Annotated in this window: 17 protein-coding genes; 11 read left to right on the forward strand and 6 right to left on the reverse strand. The window is 73.8% G+C overall.

The window, feature by feature from the left end:
- Positions 1-1,834: hypothetical protein (locus ABT297_RS10755; RefSeq protein ID WP_502885546.1), on the reverse strand; the 1,834-nt coding region annotated here is incomplete at its 3' end.
- Between the two features lie 287 nt (positions 1,835-2,121).
- Here ABT297_RS10755 and hisI point away from each other — a divergent pair.
- The 4 genes from hisI to ligD all read left to right on the forward strand — a co-directional run bounded on the left by hisI (position 2,122) and on the right by ligD (position 6,007).
- Positions 2,122-2,478: a phosphoribosyl-AMP cyclohydrolase gene (gene hisI, locus ABT297_RS10760; RefSeq protein ID WP_350547501.1), complete on the forward strand. Its 357-nt coding sequence runs from the start codon at positions 2,122-2,124 to the stop codon at positions 2,476-2,478.
- On the forward strand, positions 2,475-4,010 hold the full coding sequence (locus ABT297_RS10765) for an anthranilate synthase component I (RefSeq protein ID WP_350547323.1): 1,536 nt from the start codon (positions 2,475-2,477) through the stop codon (positions 4,008-4,010). The genes hisI and ABT297_RS10765 overlap by 4 nt, the downstream gene beginning before the upstream one ends.
- Positions 4,007-4,552 carry a Trp biosynthesis-associated membrane protein gene (locus ABT297_RS10770; RefSeq protein WP_350547326.1) on the forward strand — a complete coding sequence of 182 codons (546 nt, stop codon included), beginning with the start codon at positions 4,007-4,009 and terminating at the stop codon, positions 4,550-4,552. Before ABT297_RS10765 ends, ABT297_RS10770 begins: the two co-directional genes overlap by 4 nt.
- A 141-nt stretch (positions 4,553-4,693) precedes the next feature.
- Positions 4,694-6,007, forward strand: coding sequence for a non-homologous end-joining DNA ligase (gene ligD, locus ABT297_RS10775; RefSeq protein ID WP_350547329.1), 1,314 nt, complete (start codon positions 4,694-4,696; stop codon positions 6,005-6,007).
- Between the two features lie 59 nt (positions 6,008-6,066).
- On the opposite strand, the gene ABT297_RS10780 is transcribed toward ligD, so the two are convergent.
- Positions 6,067-7,149, reverse strand: a complete 1,083-nt coding sequence (locus tag ABT297_RS10780; protein ID WP_350547332.1) for a hypothetical protein — start codon at positions 7,147-7,149, stop codon at positions 6,067-6,069.
- 173 nt (positions 7,150-7,322) lie between these two features.
- Between ABT297_RS10780 and trpC the strand changes: the two genes are divergently transcribed.
- The 4 genes from trpC to ABT297_RS10800 are packed head-to-tail and all read left to right on the forward strand — an operon-like array spanning position 7,323 to position 11,411.
- Entirely contained in the window at positions 7,323-8,126 is an 804-nt protein-coding gene (trpC, locus tag ABT297_RS10785; RefSeq protein WP_350547504.1) for an indole-3-glycerol phosphate synthase TrpC, read from the forward strand.
- Positions 8,123-9,340, forward strand: a complete 1,218-nt coding sequence (trpB, locus tag ABT297_RS10790) for a tryptophan synthase subunit beta (RefSeq protein ID WP_502885547.1) — start codon at positions 8,123-8,125, stop codon at positions 9,338-9,340. The genes trpC and trpB overlap by 4 nt, the downstream gene beginning before the upstream one ends.
- Positions 9,341-9,357: 17 nt before the next feature.
- The gene (gene trpA / locus ABT297_RS10795) at positions 9,358-10,155 is read left to right on the forward strand and encodes a tryptophan synthase subunit alpha (RefSeq protein WP_350547335.1); all 798 of its coding nucleotides are present in this window, start codon (positions 9,358-9,360) and stop codon (positions 10,153-10,155) included.
- Between the two features lie 56 nt (positions 10,156-10,211).
- Positions 10,212-11,411: an outer membrane protein assembly factor BamB family protein gene (locus ABT297_RS10800; protein ID WP_350547338.1), complete on the forward strand. Its 1,200-nt coding sequence runs from the start codon at positions 10,212-10,214 to the stop codon at positions 11,409-11,411.
- 3 nt (positions 11,412-11,414) lie between these two features.
- On the opposite strand, the gene ABT297_RS10805 is transcribed toward ABT297_RS10800, so the two are convergent.
- Positions 11,415-12,056: an SGNH/GDSL hydrolase family protein gene (locus ABT297_RS10805; protein WP_350547341.1), complete on the reverse strand. Its 642-nt coding sequence runs from the start codon at positions 12,054-12,056 to the stop codon at positions 11,415-11,417.
- 55 nt (positions 12,057-12,111) lie between these two features.
- Positions 12,112-12,597: an NUDIX hydrolase gene (locus tag ABT297_RS10810; RefSeq protein WP_350547344.1), complete on the reverse strand. Its 486-nt coding sequence runs from the start codon at positions 12,595-12,597 to the stop codon at positions 12,112-12,114.
- 118 nt (positions 12,598-12,715) lie between these two features.
- On the opposite strand from ABT297_RS10810, the gene lgt reads away from it, so the two are divergent.
- Together lgt and ABT297_RS10820 are read left to right on the forward strand one after the other, a co-directional pair.
- The gene (gene lgt, locus ABT297_RS10815) at positions 12,716-13,771 is read left to right on the forward strand and encodes a prolipoprotein diacylglyceryl transferase (RefSeq protein ID WP_350547347.1); all 1,056 of its coding nucleotides are present in this window, start codon (positions 12,716-12,718) and stop codon (positions 13,769-13,771) included.
- Positions 13,771-14,952 (forward strand): FAD-dependent oxidoreductase, encoded by a 1,182-nt coding sequence (locus tag ABT297_RS10820; RefSeq protein WP_350547350.1) that lies wholly within the window; start codon positions 13,771-13,773, stop codon positions 14,950-14,952. Before lgt ends, ABT297_RS10820 begins: the two co-directional genes overlap by 1 nt.
- Here ABT297_RS10820 and bsaP read toward each other — a convergent pair.
- Positions 14,942-15,130 (reverse strand): biotin synthase auxiliary protein BsaP, encoded by a 189-nt coding sequence (gene bsaP, locus ABT297_RS10825; protein WP_502885548.1) that lies wholly within the window; start codon positions 15,128-15,130, stop codon positions 14,942-14,944. The genes ABT297_RS10820 and bsaP overlap by 11 nt on opposite strands.
- Positions 15,127-16,122 (reverse strand): biotin synthase BioB, encoded by a 996-nt coding sequence (bioB, locus tag ABT297_RS10830; RefSeq protein ID WP_350547356.1) that lies wholly within the window; start codon positions 16,120-16,122, stop codon positions 15,127-15,129. The genes bsaP and bioB overlap by 4 nt, the downstream gene beginning before the upstream one ends.
- Positions 16,123-16,209: 87 nt before the next feature.
- On the opposite strand from bioB, the gene ABT297_RS10835 reads away from it, so the two are divergent.
- On the forward strand, positions 16,210-17,403 hold the full coding sequence (locus ABT297_RS10835) for an 8-amino-7-oxononanoate synthase (RefSeq protein ID WP_502885549.1): 1,194 nt from the start codon (positions 16,210-16,212) through the stop codon (positions 17,401-17,403).
- The last annotated feature ends 49 nt before the right edge of the window (positions 17,404-17,452 follow it).

The following is a 17,452-nucleotide window of genomic DNA, read 5'->3' on the forward strand; positions in this document are numbered from 1 at the left end:
CGCTGGCCTCTTCGTCGGTCTCGGCGGCGGCCTCGGCTTCGGGCTCCTCGATGGCCTCTTCTTGGGCGTCGTCGGCTTCGGCGGCGGCGTCCTCCGTGGTGTCCTCGGTGGGCTCGACGTCTGATGCTTCTTCGGCCTCGGCTGCTGGCTCCTCGGCCGCGTCGTCCTGCGAGTCCTCGGTGGCCTCGACGGCGGTCTGCTCGGCCGGCTCGTCGGCTTCTGCGATGGGCTCTTCTTCGGTCTCGTCGGTGGGCTCCTCGGAGGCCTCGGCATCGGGCTCCTCGGCGGTCTCCTCTTGGGCCTCTTCGGTTTCGGCGGTGGTCTGCTCGGCCGGCTCGTCGGTGACCTCATCGGCTTCCGCGGTGGCCTCTTCCTCGGGCTCCGCGTCGTCGCTCTCGGTGACTGCTTCGGCCACCTCGGGCTCTACGTCCTCCGCCTCGGCGGTGGGTTCCTGGTCGCTGGGCTCGTCGTTGGGCTCGTCGTTGGGCTCGTCGTTGGGCTCGGCGACCGCCCCCTCGTCGGTGGCCTCAGCGGTGGGCTCTTCGTCTGCGACCTCGTTGGTGGCCTCGGCGACCGCCTCTTCGTCGCTGGCCTCATCCGCAGTCTCGGCGACGGGCTGCTCGTCGCCCTCGGCGGTGGCGGGCTCCGCCTCGGCTTCCTCGTCGGCGGAGGCTTCCTCGACGACCACCTCGGCGGCCGGTTCGTCCGCGTCTGCCTCTTCGTTCTCGTTCCCGGCCTCGTCGGCAACGGCCTCGGGCTCCGCGTCGTCGCTCTCGGCGACGGCTTCGGCCACCTCGGTCGCTTCGGGCTCCACGTCCTCCGCCTCGGCGGTGGGCTCTCCGCCGGTGGTCGCCTCCTCGTCGGCGACTTCGTCTGTGGTCTCGGCGGTGGGCTCCTGGTCGCTGGGCTCGGCGTCGACGTCGGTGACCGCCTCCTCGTCGGCGATCTCGTCCGTGGTCTCAGCGGTGGGCTCTTCGTCGGCGGCCGGCTCCTCGTCTGCGACCTCGTTGGTGGCCTCGGCGACCGCCTCTTCGTCGCTGGCGTCCTCCGCAGTCTCGGCGACCGGTTCTTCGTCGGCGGCCTCGGCGGTTTCGGCGGCTGGTTCCTCGTCGCCGGTTTCGGTGACGGTTTCGGCCTCTTCGGCGGTGTCGGTGGCTGCTTCGGGTTCGGCGTCGGATTCCTCCGCGTCTGCGGCGTCCTCGACGTCCTCGGTGGCCTCGGTCTCGGGCTCGTCCGTGATCTCGGCGGCGGGCTCCTCGTCGCCCGGCTCCTCGGCGTCCGCGGCTGCTTCGATCTCCTCGGGCTCGGTCTCGGGCTCGTCGGTGGTCTCGGCCGTGGGCTCCTCTTCGCCCGGCTCGGCGGCGGACTCCTCGGTTTCCGCAACAGCATCCGCGTCCTCGGCCCCAGCCTCGGTGACCTCGACGGCCGCCTCATCGCCTTCCGGCTCGGCGACGGCCTCCTCCGCGGCCTCCGTGGACGCCTCCTCCGCGGCGTCCGTGAGAGCCTCATCAACGATGTCCGTGGCGGCCTCGGAAGCGGCGGAGTCGTCCTCCGTGAGCGGCTCCGGGGATTCGGCGGCAGGGCCGACGATGGTGGAGATGTCGTCGGGCACGGAGACGGAGATCGCCGACGTGTCGGCGAGGTGGTCATCAGCGGAGGACTCGGGGGACTCTGCCGGGGCGGGGGCGTTGTCGGCGTCGGCGGTCGCCGCCAGGGCGTCGTCGAGCGGCTGGCGCGGCTCGGGCACCACGGCCTCGGCCGGCTTGTCCTCCGAAGCGGCGACTTCAGGGGATGGGCTCGACTGGTTGTTCGGCGGGGTGAAGTTGGGGTGCATCGTTGGGTCCTCCGTCCGCTCGGTCCGAACGGGGGCAGCCACCCGGTCGGACTGCTGCTTGGCTCAGCGCTGGGGTCGCGGACGCCGGGAGGCCGAGCGGCGCCCGGAACCGACGACCGCATGACCGACGGTGGGGTGCCCCCAGTGAGACGGGTTGGGGGTGGCCGTCAGGAGGGCGGGGAAGGTGGGGCGACCGCGCAGATCTTCCGTGCGGCGCACCGCCAAAGTACTCCCTCAACACCAGCAGCCATAGACCCCAAACCGCCGAGTGTCCGCAGTGCGCGAGAATTGCCGTTGTGTCGTCGAAGCTTGATCCAGAAGTCGCCAATCGTCTACGCCGGAACGAGGCCGGGCTGGTGCCCGTGATCGTTCAGGAGCACGGCACCGGGCAGGTGCTCATGCTGGCGTGGATGGACGACGAGGCGCTGCATCGCACCCTCACGACGGGGCGGGCCACCTACTGGTCGCGCAGCCGGAAGGAGTACTGGCTCAAGGGCGAGACCTCGGGCCACGTCCAGCACGTCAAGAGCATGGCGGTCGACTGCGACGGTGACGCTCTGCTGCTCACCGTCGAGCAGACCGGCGCCGCCTGCCACACCGGCAACCACACGTGCTTCTACACCCCACTGGAGGTGGCCGGATGACCACCGGCGCCGTGGCCCCGGACGAGGCCACCTTCCGCGAGCTGGCCCGGACCCGCCGGGTGGTGCCGGTGACCCGCCGGCTGCTGGCCGACGGTGAGACGCCGGTCGGGGTGTACCGCAAGCTCGCCGGCGGCCCGGGCACGTTCCTGCTCGAGTCTGCCGAGCAGGGCGCCGGGGCGGCGGGGGCGGTCTGGTCGCGGTACAGCTTCATCGGGGTCCGCAGCATGGCCACGCTCGTCGAGCGGGACGGGCACGCGCACTGGCTCGGCACGCCGCCCGCGAACGTGTCGGTCGACGGAGACCCGACCGAGGTGCTGCGGGCCACGATCGAGGCGCTGAGCGCGGACGACGCCGACCTGCGCGGCCTGGACCTGCCGCCGCTGTCGGGCGGGCTCGTCGGCTTCCTGTCCTACGACGCGGTACGCCGCTTCGAGCGCCTGCCGGAGCTCGCCCTCGACGACCTGAACCACCCCGAGCTGGGCATGATGCTCGCGACTGACCTCGTCGCGCTGGACCACTTCGAGGGCGCGGCGCTGCTGATCGCCAACGCGGTGCTGCCGGCGGCCGGGGCGGACGACGCGGTGGTCGGGGCCGCGTATCACCAGGCGATCGGCCGGCTGGACGCGATGACCACGGCATTGTCCCGGCCCACGCCGCCGCTGGTGTCCACTGTGGACAGAGTGCCGGTCGGCGAGGTGGTCAGCCGCACGCCGGTGGGGGAGTACCCGAAGGCGGTCGAGGTCGCCAAGGAGGCCATCCGGGCCGGGGAGTGCTTCCAGATCGTGGTCGCCCAGCGCTTCGAGCGGGCCACCGAGGCGGACCCGCTGGACGTCTACCGGGTGCTGCGGACGACCAATCCCAGCCCGTACATGTACCTGCTGCGCTTCGACGGCTTCGACGTGGTCGGGTCGTCACCCGAGGTACACGTGAAGGTGGACGGGCGGCGGGCACTGCTGCATCCGATCGCGGGCACGCGCTGGCGCGGGGCGACGCCGGAGGAGGACGCGGCGCTCGCCGCCGACCTGCTCGCCGACCCGAAGGAGCGGGCGGAGCACGTGATGCTCGTCGACCTCGCCCGCAACGACCTCGGGCGGGTGTGCAAGCCCGGCACGGTGGAGGTGCCCGAGTTCATGACCGTCGAGCGGTACTCGCACGTCATGCACATCGTCTCGACCGTGGTCGGCGAGCTGCACGACGATCGCAGCGCGTTCGACACGCTCGCGGCCACGTTTCCGGCCGGCACCCTGTCGGGGGCGCCGAAGGTGCGCGCGATGGAGATCATCGAGGAGCTCGAGCCGACGCGCCGCGGCCTGTACGGCGGGGTCGTCGGCTACTTCGGCTTCGGCGGTGACATGGACACCGCGATCGCGATCCGCACCGCGCTGATCCGCGACCGGATGGCATACGTGCAGGCCGGCGCCGGCATTGTCGCCGACTCCGACCCCACCGCGGAGGAGACCGAGACCCGCAACAAGGCCGCGGCGGTGCTCGCCGCCATCGCAACCGCCGAGACGCTACGGCCGGCCCGGTGAACCTGATCGGCCGGATGACCGGTCGGCGTGGCCTCGCGACCACGGCCGTGGCCTGCGCCGCGGGCGCCGGGCTGGTCCTGCTGGCCGCTACCCGGGGCTGGCAGGACGTGCTCACCAACCAGCCGGCGCCGCTGCCGCCGATCACGAAGCACCGCACCGGCACGGAGATCGCCCCCTGGCTGCCGGCCCTCGGCGTGGTGGCGCTGGCCGGCGCCGGGGCGCTGCTGGCCACCCGGGCCGCGGCGCGGCTGGTCGTGGGGGCGCTGCTGATCCTGTCGGGCGCTGGGGTGGTGGCCGCCGCGCTGGTCACGCTCGGTGACGACGTCAAGGTCGTCTGGCCGCTGCTGTGTACCCTCGGCGGCCTGGTCGTGCTGGCGGCGGGCCTGGTCACCGTGCGCGCCGGGCGGTCGTGGCCGGGGATGGGCGCCCGATACGAGCGTCCGGCGGCGCCCGAGAAGAAACCGGACCGGCCCGCCTCCCAGGCGGAGCTGTGGGACGCCCTCGACCGTGGCGAGGACCCCACCACCGGCGACCGCCCCTGACCAAGGCCGGGCACGCGGGGGAGCAAGGCGCGACCGGGGCGAGGACCCGGCCGGCGGGATCGCCCTGACCGAGGCGCGGCCGAGGCTGTCGAAGGTCGGCGAAGGTCGGCCGCCGGGGACATGCGCTAGTAGGGTCGGCCCATGGCGAGCAGCACCGAGGAAGTGATCGAGGTCGCCGGGCGCGAGGTGACCATCACCAATCCCGACAAGGTCTACTTCCCGAAGTCCGGCCGCACCAAGCTCGACGTCGTGCGCTACTACCTGGCCGTCGCCGACGGGGCGTTGCGCGGGGCGGGCGGCCGGCCGATGGCGCTCAAACGCTACGTCAACGGTATCGAGGGCGAGGCGTTCTTCCAGAAGCGCGCACCCGCCAAGCGCCCCGAGTGGATCGAGACCGCGCAGCTGCGCTACCCGTCCGGGCGCACCGCCGAGGAGGTCGTGCTGCGCGACGCCGCGCAGCTCGCGTGGGTCGTCAACCTCGGCTGCCTGGAGCTGCACACCCACTCGGTCCTCGCCGAGGACCTCGACCACCCCGACGAGCTGCGCATCGACCTCGACCCGGTGCCGGGCGTGCCGTGGGGCCAGGTGATCGACGTCGCGCTGATCGCGCGGGAGGTCCTGGAGGAGCACGGCCTGGCCGGCTGGCCGAAGACGTCCGGCTCCCGCGGCTTCCACATCTACGCCCGCATCGAGCCGCGCTGGACGTTCGCCGAGGTGCGCCGGGCCGCCGAGGGCTTCGCCCGGGAGGTCGCCCGCCGGGCGCCCGACCTCGCCACCGGCGCCTGGTGGAAGGAGGAGCGGCACGGCGTCTTCGTCGACTACAACCAGAACGCGAAGGACCACACGACGGCCTCCGGGTATTCGGTGCGCCCGTCGGAGGAGGCGAAGGTCTCGGCCCCGCTCGCGTGGGACGAGGTGCCCGGCTGCGACCCCGCCGCGTTCACGATGGAGACGCTCCCCGGCCGGCCCGACCCGTGGGCGGGCATCGAGGACGCGCGCGGGTCGCTCGAGCCGCTGCTGGAGCTCGCCGCCACGTTCAAGAAGCGGGCGCCGGCGAAGAAGGGCACGGGCCGCCGCCAGCCGAGCATGCCGCTGATCGAGGTCACGCGCACCGCGACGCGGGAGGAGGCGCTGGCCGACCTCGAGCGGTGGAAGGAGCGGCACCCGGCGGTGTGGCCGCTGCTGGAGCCGGCCGACGTCCTGGTCGACTCGATGCGGGGGATCAACTCGGTCTGGTATCGCGTCCGGGTCAACCTCGTGCACGTGCCCGAGGCCGAACGCCCGCCGCAAGAGCCGCTGGAGCACGAGTTCGACCCCTTCGCCAAGTGGAAGGAGATGCAGGCGCGCGGCCAGATCCCGGCCCGCTGGCAGCGACCGAACGCGAAGCCGCCGACGGCCGAGCCGCAGGAGCGGACCGAGCCGGAGGAACAGGCCGAGCCGGAGCAAGCGGACTAGGAGCCCGAGGCACAGTGGCGGCGTCCTGGGGCGCCGATCTCGGTTGGCATCCTCGATGCTCATCGCGCATGCTCCGGGTCGTCGATCCAGCCGGCCATCACGACGAGGCCGGTCGGACGGTGGATGGTCAGATAGCCGAACGGCAGGTCGAAGCGCACGGTCACGCGCAGCCTGCGGGTCGTGGATGCCCGATGCGGCACCGGGACCACGGGTGGTGGCGCCGCCGTGGTCGCCGGAAACCCGCCGAATCCGCCGGCGGTGAACGCCGCCGCCGTGCTCTGCCCGGCCGCGCCGACCCGCAGGCCGCCGGGGCCGATGCCCGGGAACGTGCCCGATGCCGAGGCCGTGCGCAGCCCGAAGGCGTCGGCCGCGGCGAGCAGGTCGTGGGCGGCGGACACGGCGAAGCGTGGGACCTTCACCACCAGCTCCGGCTCGGCGTCGTCGGCGTCGACCAGCGCGCTGGTGATCGCGGGGCCCTCCGTGGCCGGGGTCGCCGCGCCCGCGGCGGTGGTCGCGGCGGCGAGGACCGCGCCCGGTGGGGCGCCGCCGGCGGCCGTGCACAGGATTACGTCGACGTCCGCGGTGCCGGCGACGGCGAGGAGGGTGACGGGACCGGCGGCGGTCGCGGCGACCCGCAGCACGGAGAGGTCGGGGCCGCGGCGGTGCAGCGAGGCGAGGCGGTGACCGGCCCACGGGCCGGCCACCGGGCGCATGACGCCGTCGGTGAACGGGTCCCGCCAGCCGGCGGTCACGGCCACGGCCGAGGCCAGGACCACGGCGTCTTCGTTCGCAGGGCCGACGGTGGCGGCCGGCAGGGGCGGGACCGGGGCGCCGGCCTGTGTGGACGCCCACGCGTCAAGCAGCGGGCGGTCGATAGCCGGGTCGCCGGTGAGCCGCGGGTCGCAGCGGGCCGCCCAGTCCAGCGTCAGCGGGGTGCCCTCGCGGGTCCAGACGCCGAGGGCGCAGCGCACCGGCAGATCGAGCGGCGTCGGCGCGACCGCGAGCAACTCAGCGCGGGCCGGGCCGCCGGCGACGGAGGCGAGCAGGGCCAGGAGGGGATAGACGGCGGCGCCCGAGAACACTCCGGCGGGGGACACAGAAGCCCAGCCCGCCGTCAATGTGTTCGCCCGCTGCACGCTCATGCCGACACCCTAGAACCGGGGTACGACAAAACTCGGCGGCGAGGCATTATGCCCTAGCCTGTCAGGTGACGTCGGCCATACCCCCGCGACCGTCCACTGACCGGGGGCGACCTAGCATCGGTCGCATGACCACCGGAGAGGGGAGCTCCTTGATCAACGCGGAAAGCGGCCGGGTGCTCGACGAGATCCTCGCCGGAGTGCGCGAGGACCTGGCGGCCCGTGAGGCTCAGGTGCCCCTTGCAGACATCAAGCAGCGCGCCGCGCAGGCGCCGCCACCACGGGACGCATACGCGAAGCTGCGCGCTCCCGGCGTCGGCGTGATCGCGGAGGTCAAGCGCTCGTCGCCGTCGAAGGGTCAGCTGGCCGAGATCCCGGACCCGGCCGAGCTCGCGAAGGAGTATGCGGCCGGCGGCGCCCGCTGCGTCAGCGTGCTCACTGAGGGCCGGTGGTTCGGCGGCAGCCTCGACGACTTCGCCGCCGTCCGCGCCGCCGTCGACGTGCCGTTGCTGCGCAAGGACTTCGTCGTGTCCTCCTATCAGGTGCACGAGGCCCGGGCGTATGGCGCCGACCTCGTGCTGCTCATCGTCGCCGCGCTGGACCAGAACACGCTGACCGGGCTGCTCGACCGGATCGAGAGCCTCGGCATGACGGCGCTGGTCGAGGTGCACGACGAGGAGGAGACCGACCGCGCCCTCGAGGCCGGGGCGCGGGTGATCGGGGTCAACGCGCGCAACCTGCGCACGCTCGAGGTGGACCGCACCGTGTTCGAGCGGATCGCGCCCGGCCTGCCCGCCGAGGTGGTCAAGATCGCCGAGTCGGGGGTGCGCGGCACGCACGACCTGATCCGCTACGCGTCGGCGGGCGCCGACGCGGTGCTGGTCGGCGAGGGCCTGGTGACCCAGAAGAGCCCCCGCGACGCGGTCGCCGAGCTGGTCACGGCCGGCAGCCACCCCGCGACGCCGCGGGCGGCCCGGTGAGCGCGTTCCTGTCCGCCGCGGGCCTGCTGCCCGACCCGTCCGGGCACTTCGGCACCTACGGTGGCCGGTTCGTCCCCGAGGCGCTCATCGCCGCGCTCGACCAGCTCGACGCCGCATACCGGCACGCGCAGGCCGACGAGGCGTTCCAAGCCGAGTTCGGGCGGCTGCTGCGCGACTACGCCAACACGCCGAGCCCGCTCTACCGGGCGGAGCGGCTGTCCCGCGGTACCGGTGCGACGATCTTCCTCAAGCGTGAGGATCTCAACCACACCGGCGCGCACAAGGTGCGCAACGTGCTGGGCCAGGCGCTGCTCACCCGGCGGATGGGCAAGACCAGGGTCATCGCCGAGACCGGGGCGGGACAGCACGGTGTGGCCAGCGCCACCGCCTGCGCGCTGCTCGACCTCGAGTGTGTGGTGTACATGGGTGAGGAGGACACCCGTCGCCAGGCGCTCAACGTCGCCCGGATGCGCATGCTCGGCGCCACCGTGGTGCCCGTCGCGACCGGCTCCAAGACGCTCAAGGACGCCATCAACGAGGCCCTGCGCGACTGGGTGACCAACGTCGACAACACGCACTACCTGCTGGGCACCGCCGCCGGGCCGCACCCGTTCCCGGCGATGGTGCGCGACTTCGTCGGCGGGATCAGCGTCGAGGCGCGCCGGCAGATCCTCGAGCAGACCGGTCGCTTGCCCGACGCGGTCGCGGCCTGCGTCGGCGGCGGCTCCAACGCGATCGGCGCGTTTCAGGCCTTCGTGCCCGACGAGGGCGTGCGGCTGTTCGGGTTCGAGGCCGGCGGCGACGGCGTGGACACCGGCCGGCACGCGGCGAGCATCACCGGCGGCGCGACCGGCGTGCTGCACGGCGCGCGCACCTACCTGCTGCAGGACGAGGACGGCCAGACCATCGAGTCGCACTCGATCTCGGCCGGCCTGGACTACCCGGCGGTCGGCCCCGAGCACGCCTACCTGCACGATACGGGCCGCGCGCAGTACGAGCCGGTCACCGACGCCGAGGCGATGGACGCCTTCAAGCTGCTGTGCCGCACCGAGGGGATCATCCCCGCGATCGAGAGCGCGCACGCCGTCGCCGGTGCCCTGCGGGTGATCCCGCGCCTGGCCGCCGACCTGGGCCGCGAGCCGACCGTGATCGTCTGCCTGTCGGGCCGCGGTGACAAGGACATGGACACCGCGCGCGAATGGTTCGAGGTATAGGGCGAATGGTTCAGGGTGTGACAGTCCAGACGGCGTTCGAGAAGGCCCGGGCCGAGGGCCGCAGCGCGCTGATCGGGTACCTCCCGGCCGGCTTCCCCGACTACGCCACGGCCGTCGACGCCGTCCGCGCCATGATCGACAATGGGGTGGACATCGTCGAGGTCGGCCTGCCGTACTCCGACCCGGTCATGGACGGCCCCGTCATCCAGCGCGCCACCGAGGCCGCGCTCGCCGCCGGCTTCCGGGTCCGCGACGGCCTGCGCACCGTCGAGGCGGCGGCGTCGACCGGCGCGCCGATCCTCACCATGACGTACTGGAACCTCGTCGAGCGCTACGGCGTCGAGCGCTTCTCCGCCGACCTCGCCGCCGCGGGCGGGGCCGGGCTGATCACGCCCGACCTCATCCCGGACGAGGCGGAGCCGTGGCTGGCCGCGTCCGACGCGCACGGGCTGGATCGGGTCTTCCTCGTCTCGCCCTCGTCCACCGACGCGCGCATCTCATCCACCGCCGCCGCCTGCCGCGGGTTCGTCTACGCCACCAGCGTCATGGGCGTGACCGGCGCCCGCAGCCAGACCAGCAGCGCCGCGCCCGCCCTCGTCGAGCGCATCCGTCGCCTGGTGCCCGGCACCCCGGTCGCGGTCGGCCTCGGCGTGTCCAACGGTGACCAGGCCGCCGAGGTCGGCGCCTTCGCCGACGGCGTGATCGTCGGCAGCGCCCTGGTGCGGTGCCTGCTCGACGCCGAGACCCCCGCTGCGGGCGTCGCCGCGGTGGCCAAGCTGAGCGCGCGACTCGCGGAGGGCGTCCGCCGCCACTAACCGTGCGCCGGGTTCGTTGAGCCCTCGTGCGGCATTTTTCCCATTCGGTACGGCGGATGCTTCTCCTCGCGGCCCTGTCCGCCCTGCTGGGCTCGTTTCCGGCGCACGCACTCGCCGCCGAGCGGTACGCGGCCAGGGCCGGAGCGGACTGGCGCCAGGACGGCGGCGACGCCGGGCGGTCCGGCCACCAGGCGCTCACCGGTGGCCTCGACGTGGCCGCGGCGCGCCGCCTGCGCCTTTCGTGGACGGCCCCGGCCACGCGGCCGGACGAGCAGGTCGGCGGCGCGGTCGTGGTGGACGGGACGCTGCTGCGCTCGTCCGGCGGCCCGTCGGGGCAGATCCGGCGGTACGACGCCGTCACCGGCAGCGACCTCGGGCTCGTGGTGGACGAGCCCGGCCGCGCGTTCGGGGAGCTCGCGGCGGCCGGGGACACGCTGGTGGTCGAGTCGATCGAGCGGCCCGGGGCGCAGCGGTTCCTCGGCGGGTACCGGATGAACGGCCAACGGCGCTGGGAGATCGCCCTCGCCGACGAGGTCTCCGGCGGGTACACGGTCGGTGACGGGCTGATCCTGCGCAGCGCCGGCGCCACGCTGAGTGCCTTCCGGGTCGCCGACGGTGGGATCGCCTGGACCGCCCCGCTCGGCGGCGAGCCCGGCTTCCACCTGCCGGTCGTGGTCGGCGGGCTTGTCGTGCAGGCCATCGGGCCCGGCCGGCTGCAGGCGTTCGACGGGCGGACCGGCCGCGCCGCCTGGGCGCGCGACGCCGTCGGTGCGGGGCTCGTCGCGGCGGGCGACACCGTGTTCGCCGTCGGTGAGCGGGGTGTCTGCGCCTACGCCGCGGCGGGCGGGGCGCAGCGGTGGTGCGACGCGGATACGCTGCGGTCGCCGGTTCACGCGAGCGTGTCGGCCGATGCGCTCTTCGTGGTCGACGGGCAGGGCGGCCTGGCGGCGTTCGACGCGGCGACCGGCGCCCGGCGGTGGCGCACCGCGTACGGGCTGCGAGCCGAGGTCGACGCGTCCTACTGGGCCCCCGTGAACGGCGGGGGAGTCGTCTACGCGGTGGTGTACCACTTCGCCGTGCGTGGTGGTGTGAGCACGCACCGCGTCGAACTGATCGCCGCCGACGCCGCGACCGGGGCTCTTGTGCGCCGGCTCGACCTTGACGTCGACGCCCTGCGCGGCGACGAGCCGCTGCTGCTGTCGGGTGGCCACGTGTACTTCGCGGCGCTCCAGCGGCTCTACGCCTTCGCCGCCTAGTCTCTAGGGGCGCAGGGCGGCGCGCCACGCGTCGCGGATCGCCTCGGCGCCCCACGCGTTGGGCTCGATGTGGCCGCACAGCCACAGCTCCCGGTTGGCCGGGTGGGAGTCGGGGTCCGTGATGTCGCCGGCCTGGGTGCCGTGGCCCAGGAACGCCGCGTGCAGGTCGGCCACCGCCGCGCCGTGGCGGGCCGCCGCCGCGCGAATCTCCGCGTTGAGGGCCTCGAGCGCGGCCGGGCCGCCCTCGACGTCGGGCAGGCCGGCCCGGGACATGTCGCCGGTGCCGTCGGTCGGGTCGTAGACGGTGCTGACCACGATCCTCGCCCCGGTGGCGGCGAGGCTGGTGAGCGTCGCGTCGTAGTTGGCCGCGACCACCTGCACCGCCGCCGGTACCTTGCCGGGCGACTCGAACATCGCCGTGAGCAGGTCGTTGCCGCCCATGGTCACCGTGACCAGCGCGGGCCGGTCGCCCACCTGGCCGAGCTGCCGGCGCAGCACGTCGTCGCTCGTCGCGCCGTCACGCGCGAGCAGCATGAGCTCGATGCCGAGGTCGTCGGAGAGCAGGGAGGCGGCGCCCAGGCCGGGGCCGCCCGCGTAGTCGTCGATCGACATCGAGTCGCCGAGCGCGTAGTACCGCGGGGCCATGCAATGATCTTCGCCGATGCGGGCCCGGTGATCCAGCGGAATCCGCCAGAGAATTTCAGGCCTCGACGACCTCGGGCTCGGTGTCGCGCTCCACCTCGCGGATAACGCCCGAGCGTCCGGCGGCCGCGTCGGCGATGGCGGCGCGCGTGGTCACGGTGAGCGGCTCGGGCAGCGCGCCGGGGGAGTGCCAGGCCAGCCGGCTGATCCGCCCCGGGGCGTTGAGGGCGGGTCCGCCGCCCTCGAGGCGGCCGCGGAAAACGTGGACGAACAGGTCCGGCACGGCGGTGCCGCACCCGTCGCCGGTGAGCTGGTACACGCCGATCAGCTCGTCGATCTCGGTCTCCAGGCCGGTCTCCTCGCGGATGTCCCGGATGATCGCGTGCACCGGGCTCTCCGCCGCGCGGACCTTGCCGCCGGGCAGGGCCCACAGTTCGTGGCCGCCGGCCCGGCGGCACAGCAGTACGTGCCCGGCCGCGTCCTCGACGACGGCGGCGACGGCGGAGGTCACCTTGCTGCCGTTACTCAGCGCTGAGTAGCTCATGTTGGCACTCTAGGCGCCACTGCTCAACGTAGCGAGAACTTCGCTCATTGTATTCTCCGTGGGCGCATCGAACGGGCGGCCATCGCAATCCCCCGGATCGGCGGTAGCGTGTTCACCCGTGGATGTTGTCCTTTCACCGCTGGCCGAGATCCCGAGCCCGACCCGTGGCGTCTGGGACCTCGGACCTGTTCCGCTGCGCGCCTACGCACTCTGCATCGTGCTGGGCATTGTGGCCGCCTGTTTCATCACCGATCGGCGTCTACGGTCGCGGGGTGCGCCGCCCTGGGTGATCCTCGACGTGGCCATCTGGGCGGTGCCGTTCGGCATCGTGGGCGCCCGGCTGTATCACGTGATCACCTCCCCTGAGGGGTATTTCGGCGAGGGCGGCTCGCTGCTCAAGGCGTTCAAGATCTGGGAGGGTGGTCTCGGCATCTGGGGTGGCATCGCGGCCGGCGCGCTCGGCGCCTACATCGCGTGCCGCCGGCTCGGCCTGCCGTTCGCGATGACCGCCGACGCGGTTGCCGTCGGCCTTCCGGTGGCCCAGGCGATCGGGCGCTTGGGCAACTGGTTCAACAACGAGCTGTATGGCAAGGAGACCTCCCTGCCGTGGGGCCTCGAGGTGTACAACTGGGATGCCAAGCACGGCCAGGCGGTGGAGGTCGACGGCCAGCCCGTCGTGCTGGGCGTCTTCCACCCGACGTTCCTCTACGAGTTGCTGTGGTGCGTCGGCATCGCGGTGGCCGTATGGCTGCTCGACCGGCGGTATCGGTTCGGCCGCGGCCGCGCCTTCGCGCTCTACGTGATGCTCTACACGGTCGGCCGGTTCTGGGTCGAGCTGCTGCGCATCGACGACGCGCACCACGTGCTGGGCATGCGCCTGAACAACTGGACGTCGATCATCGTCTTCGCCGCCGCGCTGGTGTACTTCCTGCGCGTGCGCGGCCCGCAGGAGCACGTGACCTTCGACGAGGACGGCCGCATCTCGCTGGTCGGCGCGGAGCCGGCCGGGCCGGACGGTGACACCGCGGACGGCACGGCGGAGGCCGGGGAGCAGCCGGAGACTGCGGAGCAGGCAGGTGAGCGGGCAGCGGCCGACGGGCCGGATGCCACGGAACCCGACCCGGAGCAACCGGCGAAGGAGCACGAGAGCAGCGACGCGGCCGGTAAGGCCTGATGCGGACCGCGGTCGTGGTCGGGGCCGGCGTCGGCGGGCTCGCCGCCGCCGGGGCGCTGGCCCGGGCCGGCTGGAAGGTCACCCTGATCGAGCGTGACGACCGGCTCCGCCCCGGCCGGGCCGCGCTCGTACTGTGGCCCAACGGGGTCCGCGCGCTGCAGGCCCTCGGCCTGTCCGGCGGCCTCGACAGCATCAGCACGCCGGTCCCGCCCGCCGGCATCCGCCGCCCCGACGGCACCTGGCTGGTCCAGCCCGGCGCCTCGCAGCTCGAGTCGCCACCCGTGGTCGTGCACCGCGAGGACCTGCACGACGCGTTCATCGCCGGCCTCGGCGAGCAGGTCGACGTGCGCGGCGGCATCGAGGTTCAGAGTGCCCGGGTGCACCGCGACCGCCCGGCCGTCGGCGACGGGCGGTTGACGTTCGAGGCCGACCTGGTAGTGGCCGCGGACGGCCCGAACAGCGCGATCCGGCGCCGGCTCGCCTCCGCCAGCACCTTCGCCAGCGCGGGGTTCGCCGCGTGGCGGGCGGTCATTCCGTGGTACCGCGCACCGGAGCTCCCGCCGGAGGTCGCGCCGCACGGCGAGACGCTCGGTAGCGGCCAGCGGTTCGCCTACGCCTCGCTCGGCGAGCGCGGGTTCTCCGGCGGCTCGACCCGCGGCGGCATCTACTGGGTGGCGACGGTGCCCGGCGCGCTGCGCCCCGAACCGGCCGCCGGCCAGCTGGCGCTGCTGCGGCGCTGGTTCGCCGACTGGCACGCCCCGGTCGGACAGCTGCTGGCCGCGACCGAGGCCGACGACCTGGTGCAGGAGCCGGTCGGCGAGCTGACGCCGATGCCGGAGACCTTCGGCGTGCCGGCCGGGCCGGGCGGATACGTGCTCGTCGGCGACGCCGCCCACGTCATGCCGCACCACCTGGCCCAGGGCGCCTCGCTGGCACTGGAGGACGTGGCGACGCTGCAGACGGTGCTGGCGGGCTCCACTCCCGCGGCGCTGGGACCGGCGCTGCAGGAGTACAGCCGGCTGCGCCGGGCCCGGGCGCTGCGGGTGCTGCAGCAGTCGAGGAAGGCCGCGGCGGTCCTGCAGCGACGCGGCCGGCTGGCCTCGTCCCTCGCGCGGGTCACCCCCCGGGCGCTGGACCGGGCCGCGGCCGCGTCGACGGAGTGGGCCGGCCCTACCGGCTGAGGACCCCGTGCTCCACGCACGCGGCCGACCAGCCGGCGGGCAGCACCTGGACCTTCATCCGGCGCCGGCACTGCGGGCAGAAGCGCGGCGGCTCCAGCTCCCGGGCGGCCGCGCACGCCGCGTGGGATCCGCCCATCAGCGGCTCCCCGCAGCGGTCGCAGTAGGTTTCGGCGGTCACAGCGTCGCCGAGAGGGCTTTGACGGGCATGCGCAGCTCGTCGAGCAGCGCCAGGTCTTCAGACGGTGAGCGGCCCAGCGTGGTGAGGTAGTTGCCCACGATGACCGCGTTGACGCCGCCCAGCAGGCCGTCGCGGGTGCCCAGGTCGCCGAGCGCGATCTCCCGGCCGCCGGCGTATCGCAGCAGCGTGCGCGGCAACGCCAGCCGGAACGCGGCGATCGCCCGCAGCGCGTCCTTGGGGTCGAGCACCGGCTGGTCGGCCAGCGGCGTGCCCGGGCGCGGGTTGAGGAAGTTCAGCGGCACCTCGTGCGGGTCCAGCTCCTGCAGCTGGATCGCGAACTCGGCGCGCTGCTCCACGCTCTCGCCCAGGCCCAGGATGCCGCCGCAGCAGACCTCCATGCCGGCGTCGCGCACCATCCGCAGCGTGTCCCAGCGCTCCTCCCAGCTGTGGGTGCTGACCACCTGCGGGAAGTGGGAGCGCGCGGTCTCCAGATTGTGGTTGTACCGGTGGATCTTCAGCTCGGTCAGCCGGTCCACCTGGGCCTGGTTCAGCATGCCCAGCGAGGCGGCGATGTTGATGTCCACGGCCTCGCGGATCGCGGCGACGCCGTCGGCGAGCTGCGCCATGAGCCGCTCGTCCGGGCCGCGCACGGCGGCGACGATGCAGAACTCGGTCGCCCCGGTGGCCGCGGTCTGCTTCGCGGCCTCCACCAGCGACGGAATGTCCAGCCACACCGCCCGCACCGGCGATGTGAACAGGCCCGACTGCGAGCAGAAGTGGCAGTCCTCGGGGCAGCCGCCGGTCTTGAGCGAAACGATGCCCTCGACCTCGACCTCCGGACCGCACCAGCGCATCCGCACCTCGTGCGCGATGGCGAGGTATTCGGGCAGTTCCTCGTCGGTGCAGCGGAGGACGGCGAGCACCCCGTCGTGGTCGAGGCCTACGCCGGTGTCCAGGACGGCCCGCGGCTGATGACTGGCAGCTTCAAGCATGCTCGTACCTTACAAAGCGTTAGGGTCGCCTGTCCGGCCCCGGGAGGGCTCGGTTAGGTTGTGCACATCGCACAATCGGAATCGTAGATGTTCTACAACGGTAACGGGAGGCCTGCGGTGGAGTGGCTGTCCGCACTCGATGAGGAGGCCGCCGCCCGGCACGCCGCGGGCCTGCGCCGCGAGCTGCTGCCGCGCGCCGCCGGCGACGCCGACCCGGTGGTCGACCTGGCGGGCAACGACTACCTCGGGCTGTCGCGCCACCCGGGGGTGCTCGCCGCCGCCGTGCGGGCCCTCGAGGGCTTCGGCCTGGGCGCCACCGGCTCGCGCCTGGTGCGCGGCTCCACGGAACTGCACCGTGACCTGGAGGCCGCGCTCGCGGCGCTGCTTGGGATGCCGGCCGCGCTGGTGTACTCGTCCGGCTACCTCGCCAACCTGGGCGCCGTGCGCGCCCTCGTCCGCCGCGGCACGCTCGTCGTCTCCGACGCGCACAACCACGCGTCCATCGTGGACGGCTGCCGCCTCGCCTGCGCCGGGCGGGCCGCGCGGGAGGGCGCCGAGACCGTCGTCGTGCCGCACGCGGACCCCGACGCCCTTCGCGACATCCTCGCCCGCCACCCGGGCCGCCCCGCCGTCGTCGTCACCGAGAGCGTCTTCTCGGTCGACGGGGACCTCGCGCCACTTGCCGAGCTCTACGCCGTGGCCCGCACCCACGGCGCCCTCATGCTCGTCGACGAGGCGCACGCCCTCGGCGTCATCGGCCCGGCCGGCGCCGGGGGAGTCGCGGCGGCCGGCCTGTCCGGCGCGCCGGGCATCGTGGTCACCGCGACCCTGTCCAAGTCGCTGGGCGCCGCGGGCGGCGTGATCGCCGGTCCGGAGCAGCTGCGCCGCGAGCTCATCGACACCGGCCGCACTTTCATCTTCGACACCGCCCTGCCGCCGGTCGTCGCCGCCGGCGCCCTGGCCGCCCTCCGCCTGCTCGCCGACGGCGACGACCTGCGCGCCGAGTTGCACGCCCGGGCCCGGCGCACGGTGGAGCGCCTGCGCGGCGAGGGCCTCGAGGTCTCCGAGCCCGCCGGCGGGGTGATCTCGATCGCCGCGCCTGGCCCAGACGAGGCGCTCGCGTGGGCGGCCGCCTGCCGGGACCGGGGCGTGGCGGTAGGCTGCTTCCGGCCACCGTCCACTCCGGATGGTCGGTCCCGCCTGCGCCTCACGGTCGGTGTGGGCGTCCCCGCCACGGCCTTCGACCGGGCCGTCGACATCATCGTGAAGGAACGCCCGTGACCGGTGCGGAGCGGAGCGACGGGGCCGGTCACTGGCTGGCTCTGGTTTT

It is taken from the genome of Dactylosporangium sp. NPDC000555, assembly GCF_040300025.1.
In the GTDB taxonomy this organism is placed as follows: domain Bacteria; phylum Actinomycetota; class Actinomycetes; order Mycobacteriales; family Micromonosporaceae; genus Dactylosporangium.

What these genes read in the sequence shown, in the direction of transcription:
- ABT297_RS10765 (WP_350547323.1), top strand. Translation starts at nt 2,475, where the DNA reads ATGACCACCGGCGCCGTGGCCCCGGACGAGGCCACCTTCCGCGAGCTG.
- ligD (WP_350547329.1), top strand. Translation starts at nt 4,694, where the DNA reads ATGGCGAGCAGCACCGAGGAAGTGATCGAGGTCGCCGGGCGCGAGGTG.
- ABT297_RS10780 (WP_350547332.1), bottom strand. Translation starts at nt 7,149, where the DNA reads ATGAGCGTGCAGCGGGCGAACACATTGACGGCGGGCTGGGCTTCTGTG.
- ABT297_RS10800 (WP_350547338.1), top strand. Translation starts at nt 10,212, where the DNA reads ATGCTTCTCCTCGCGGCCCTGTCCGCCCTGCTGGGCTCGTTTCCGGCG.
- ABT297_RS10805 (WP_350547341.1), bottom strand. Translation starts at nt 12,056, where the DNA reads ATGGCCCCGCGGTACTACGCGCTCGGCGACTCGATGTCGATCGACGAC.
- ABT297_RS10810 (WP_350547344.1), bottom strand. Translation starts at nt 12,597, where the DNA reads ATGAGCTACTCAGCGCTGAGTAACGGCAGCAAGGTGACCTCCGCCGTC.
- ABT297_RS10820 (WP_350547350.1), top strand. Translation starts at nt 13,771, where the DNA reads ATGCGGACCGCGGTCGTGGTCGGGGCCGGCGTCGGCGGGCTCGCCGCC.
- bioB (WP_350547356.1), bottom strand. Translation starts at nt 16,122, where the DNA reads ATGCTTGAAGCTGCCAGTCATCAGCCGCGGGCCGTCCTGGACACCGGC.
- ABT297_RS10835 (WP_502885549.1), top strand. Translation starts at nt 16,210, where the DNA reads ATGTTCTACAACGGTAACGGGAGGCCTGCGGTGGAGTGGCTGTCCGCA.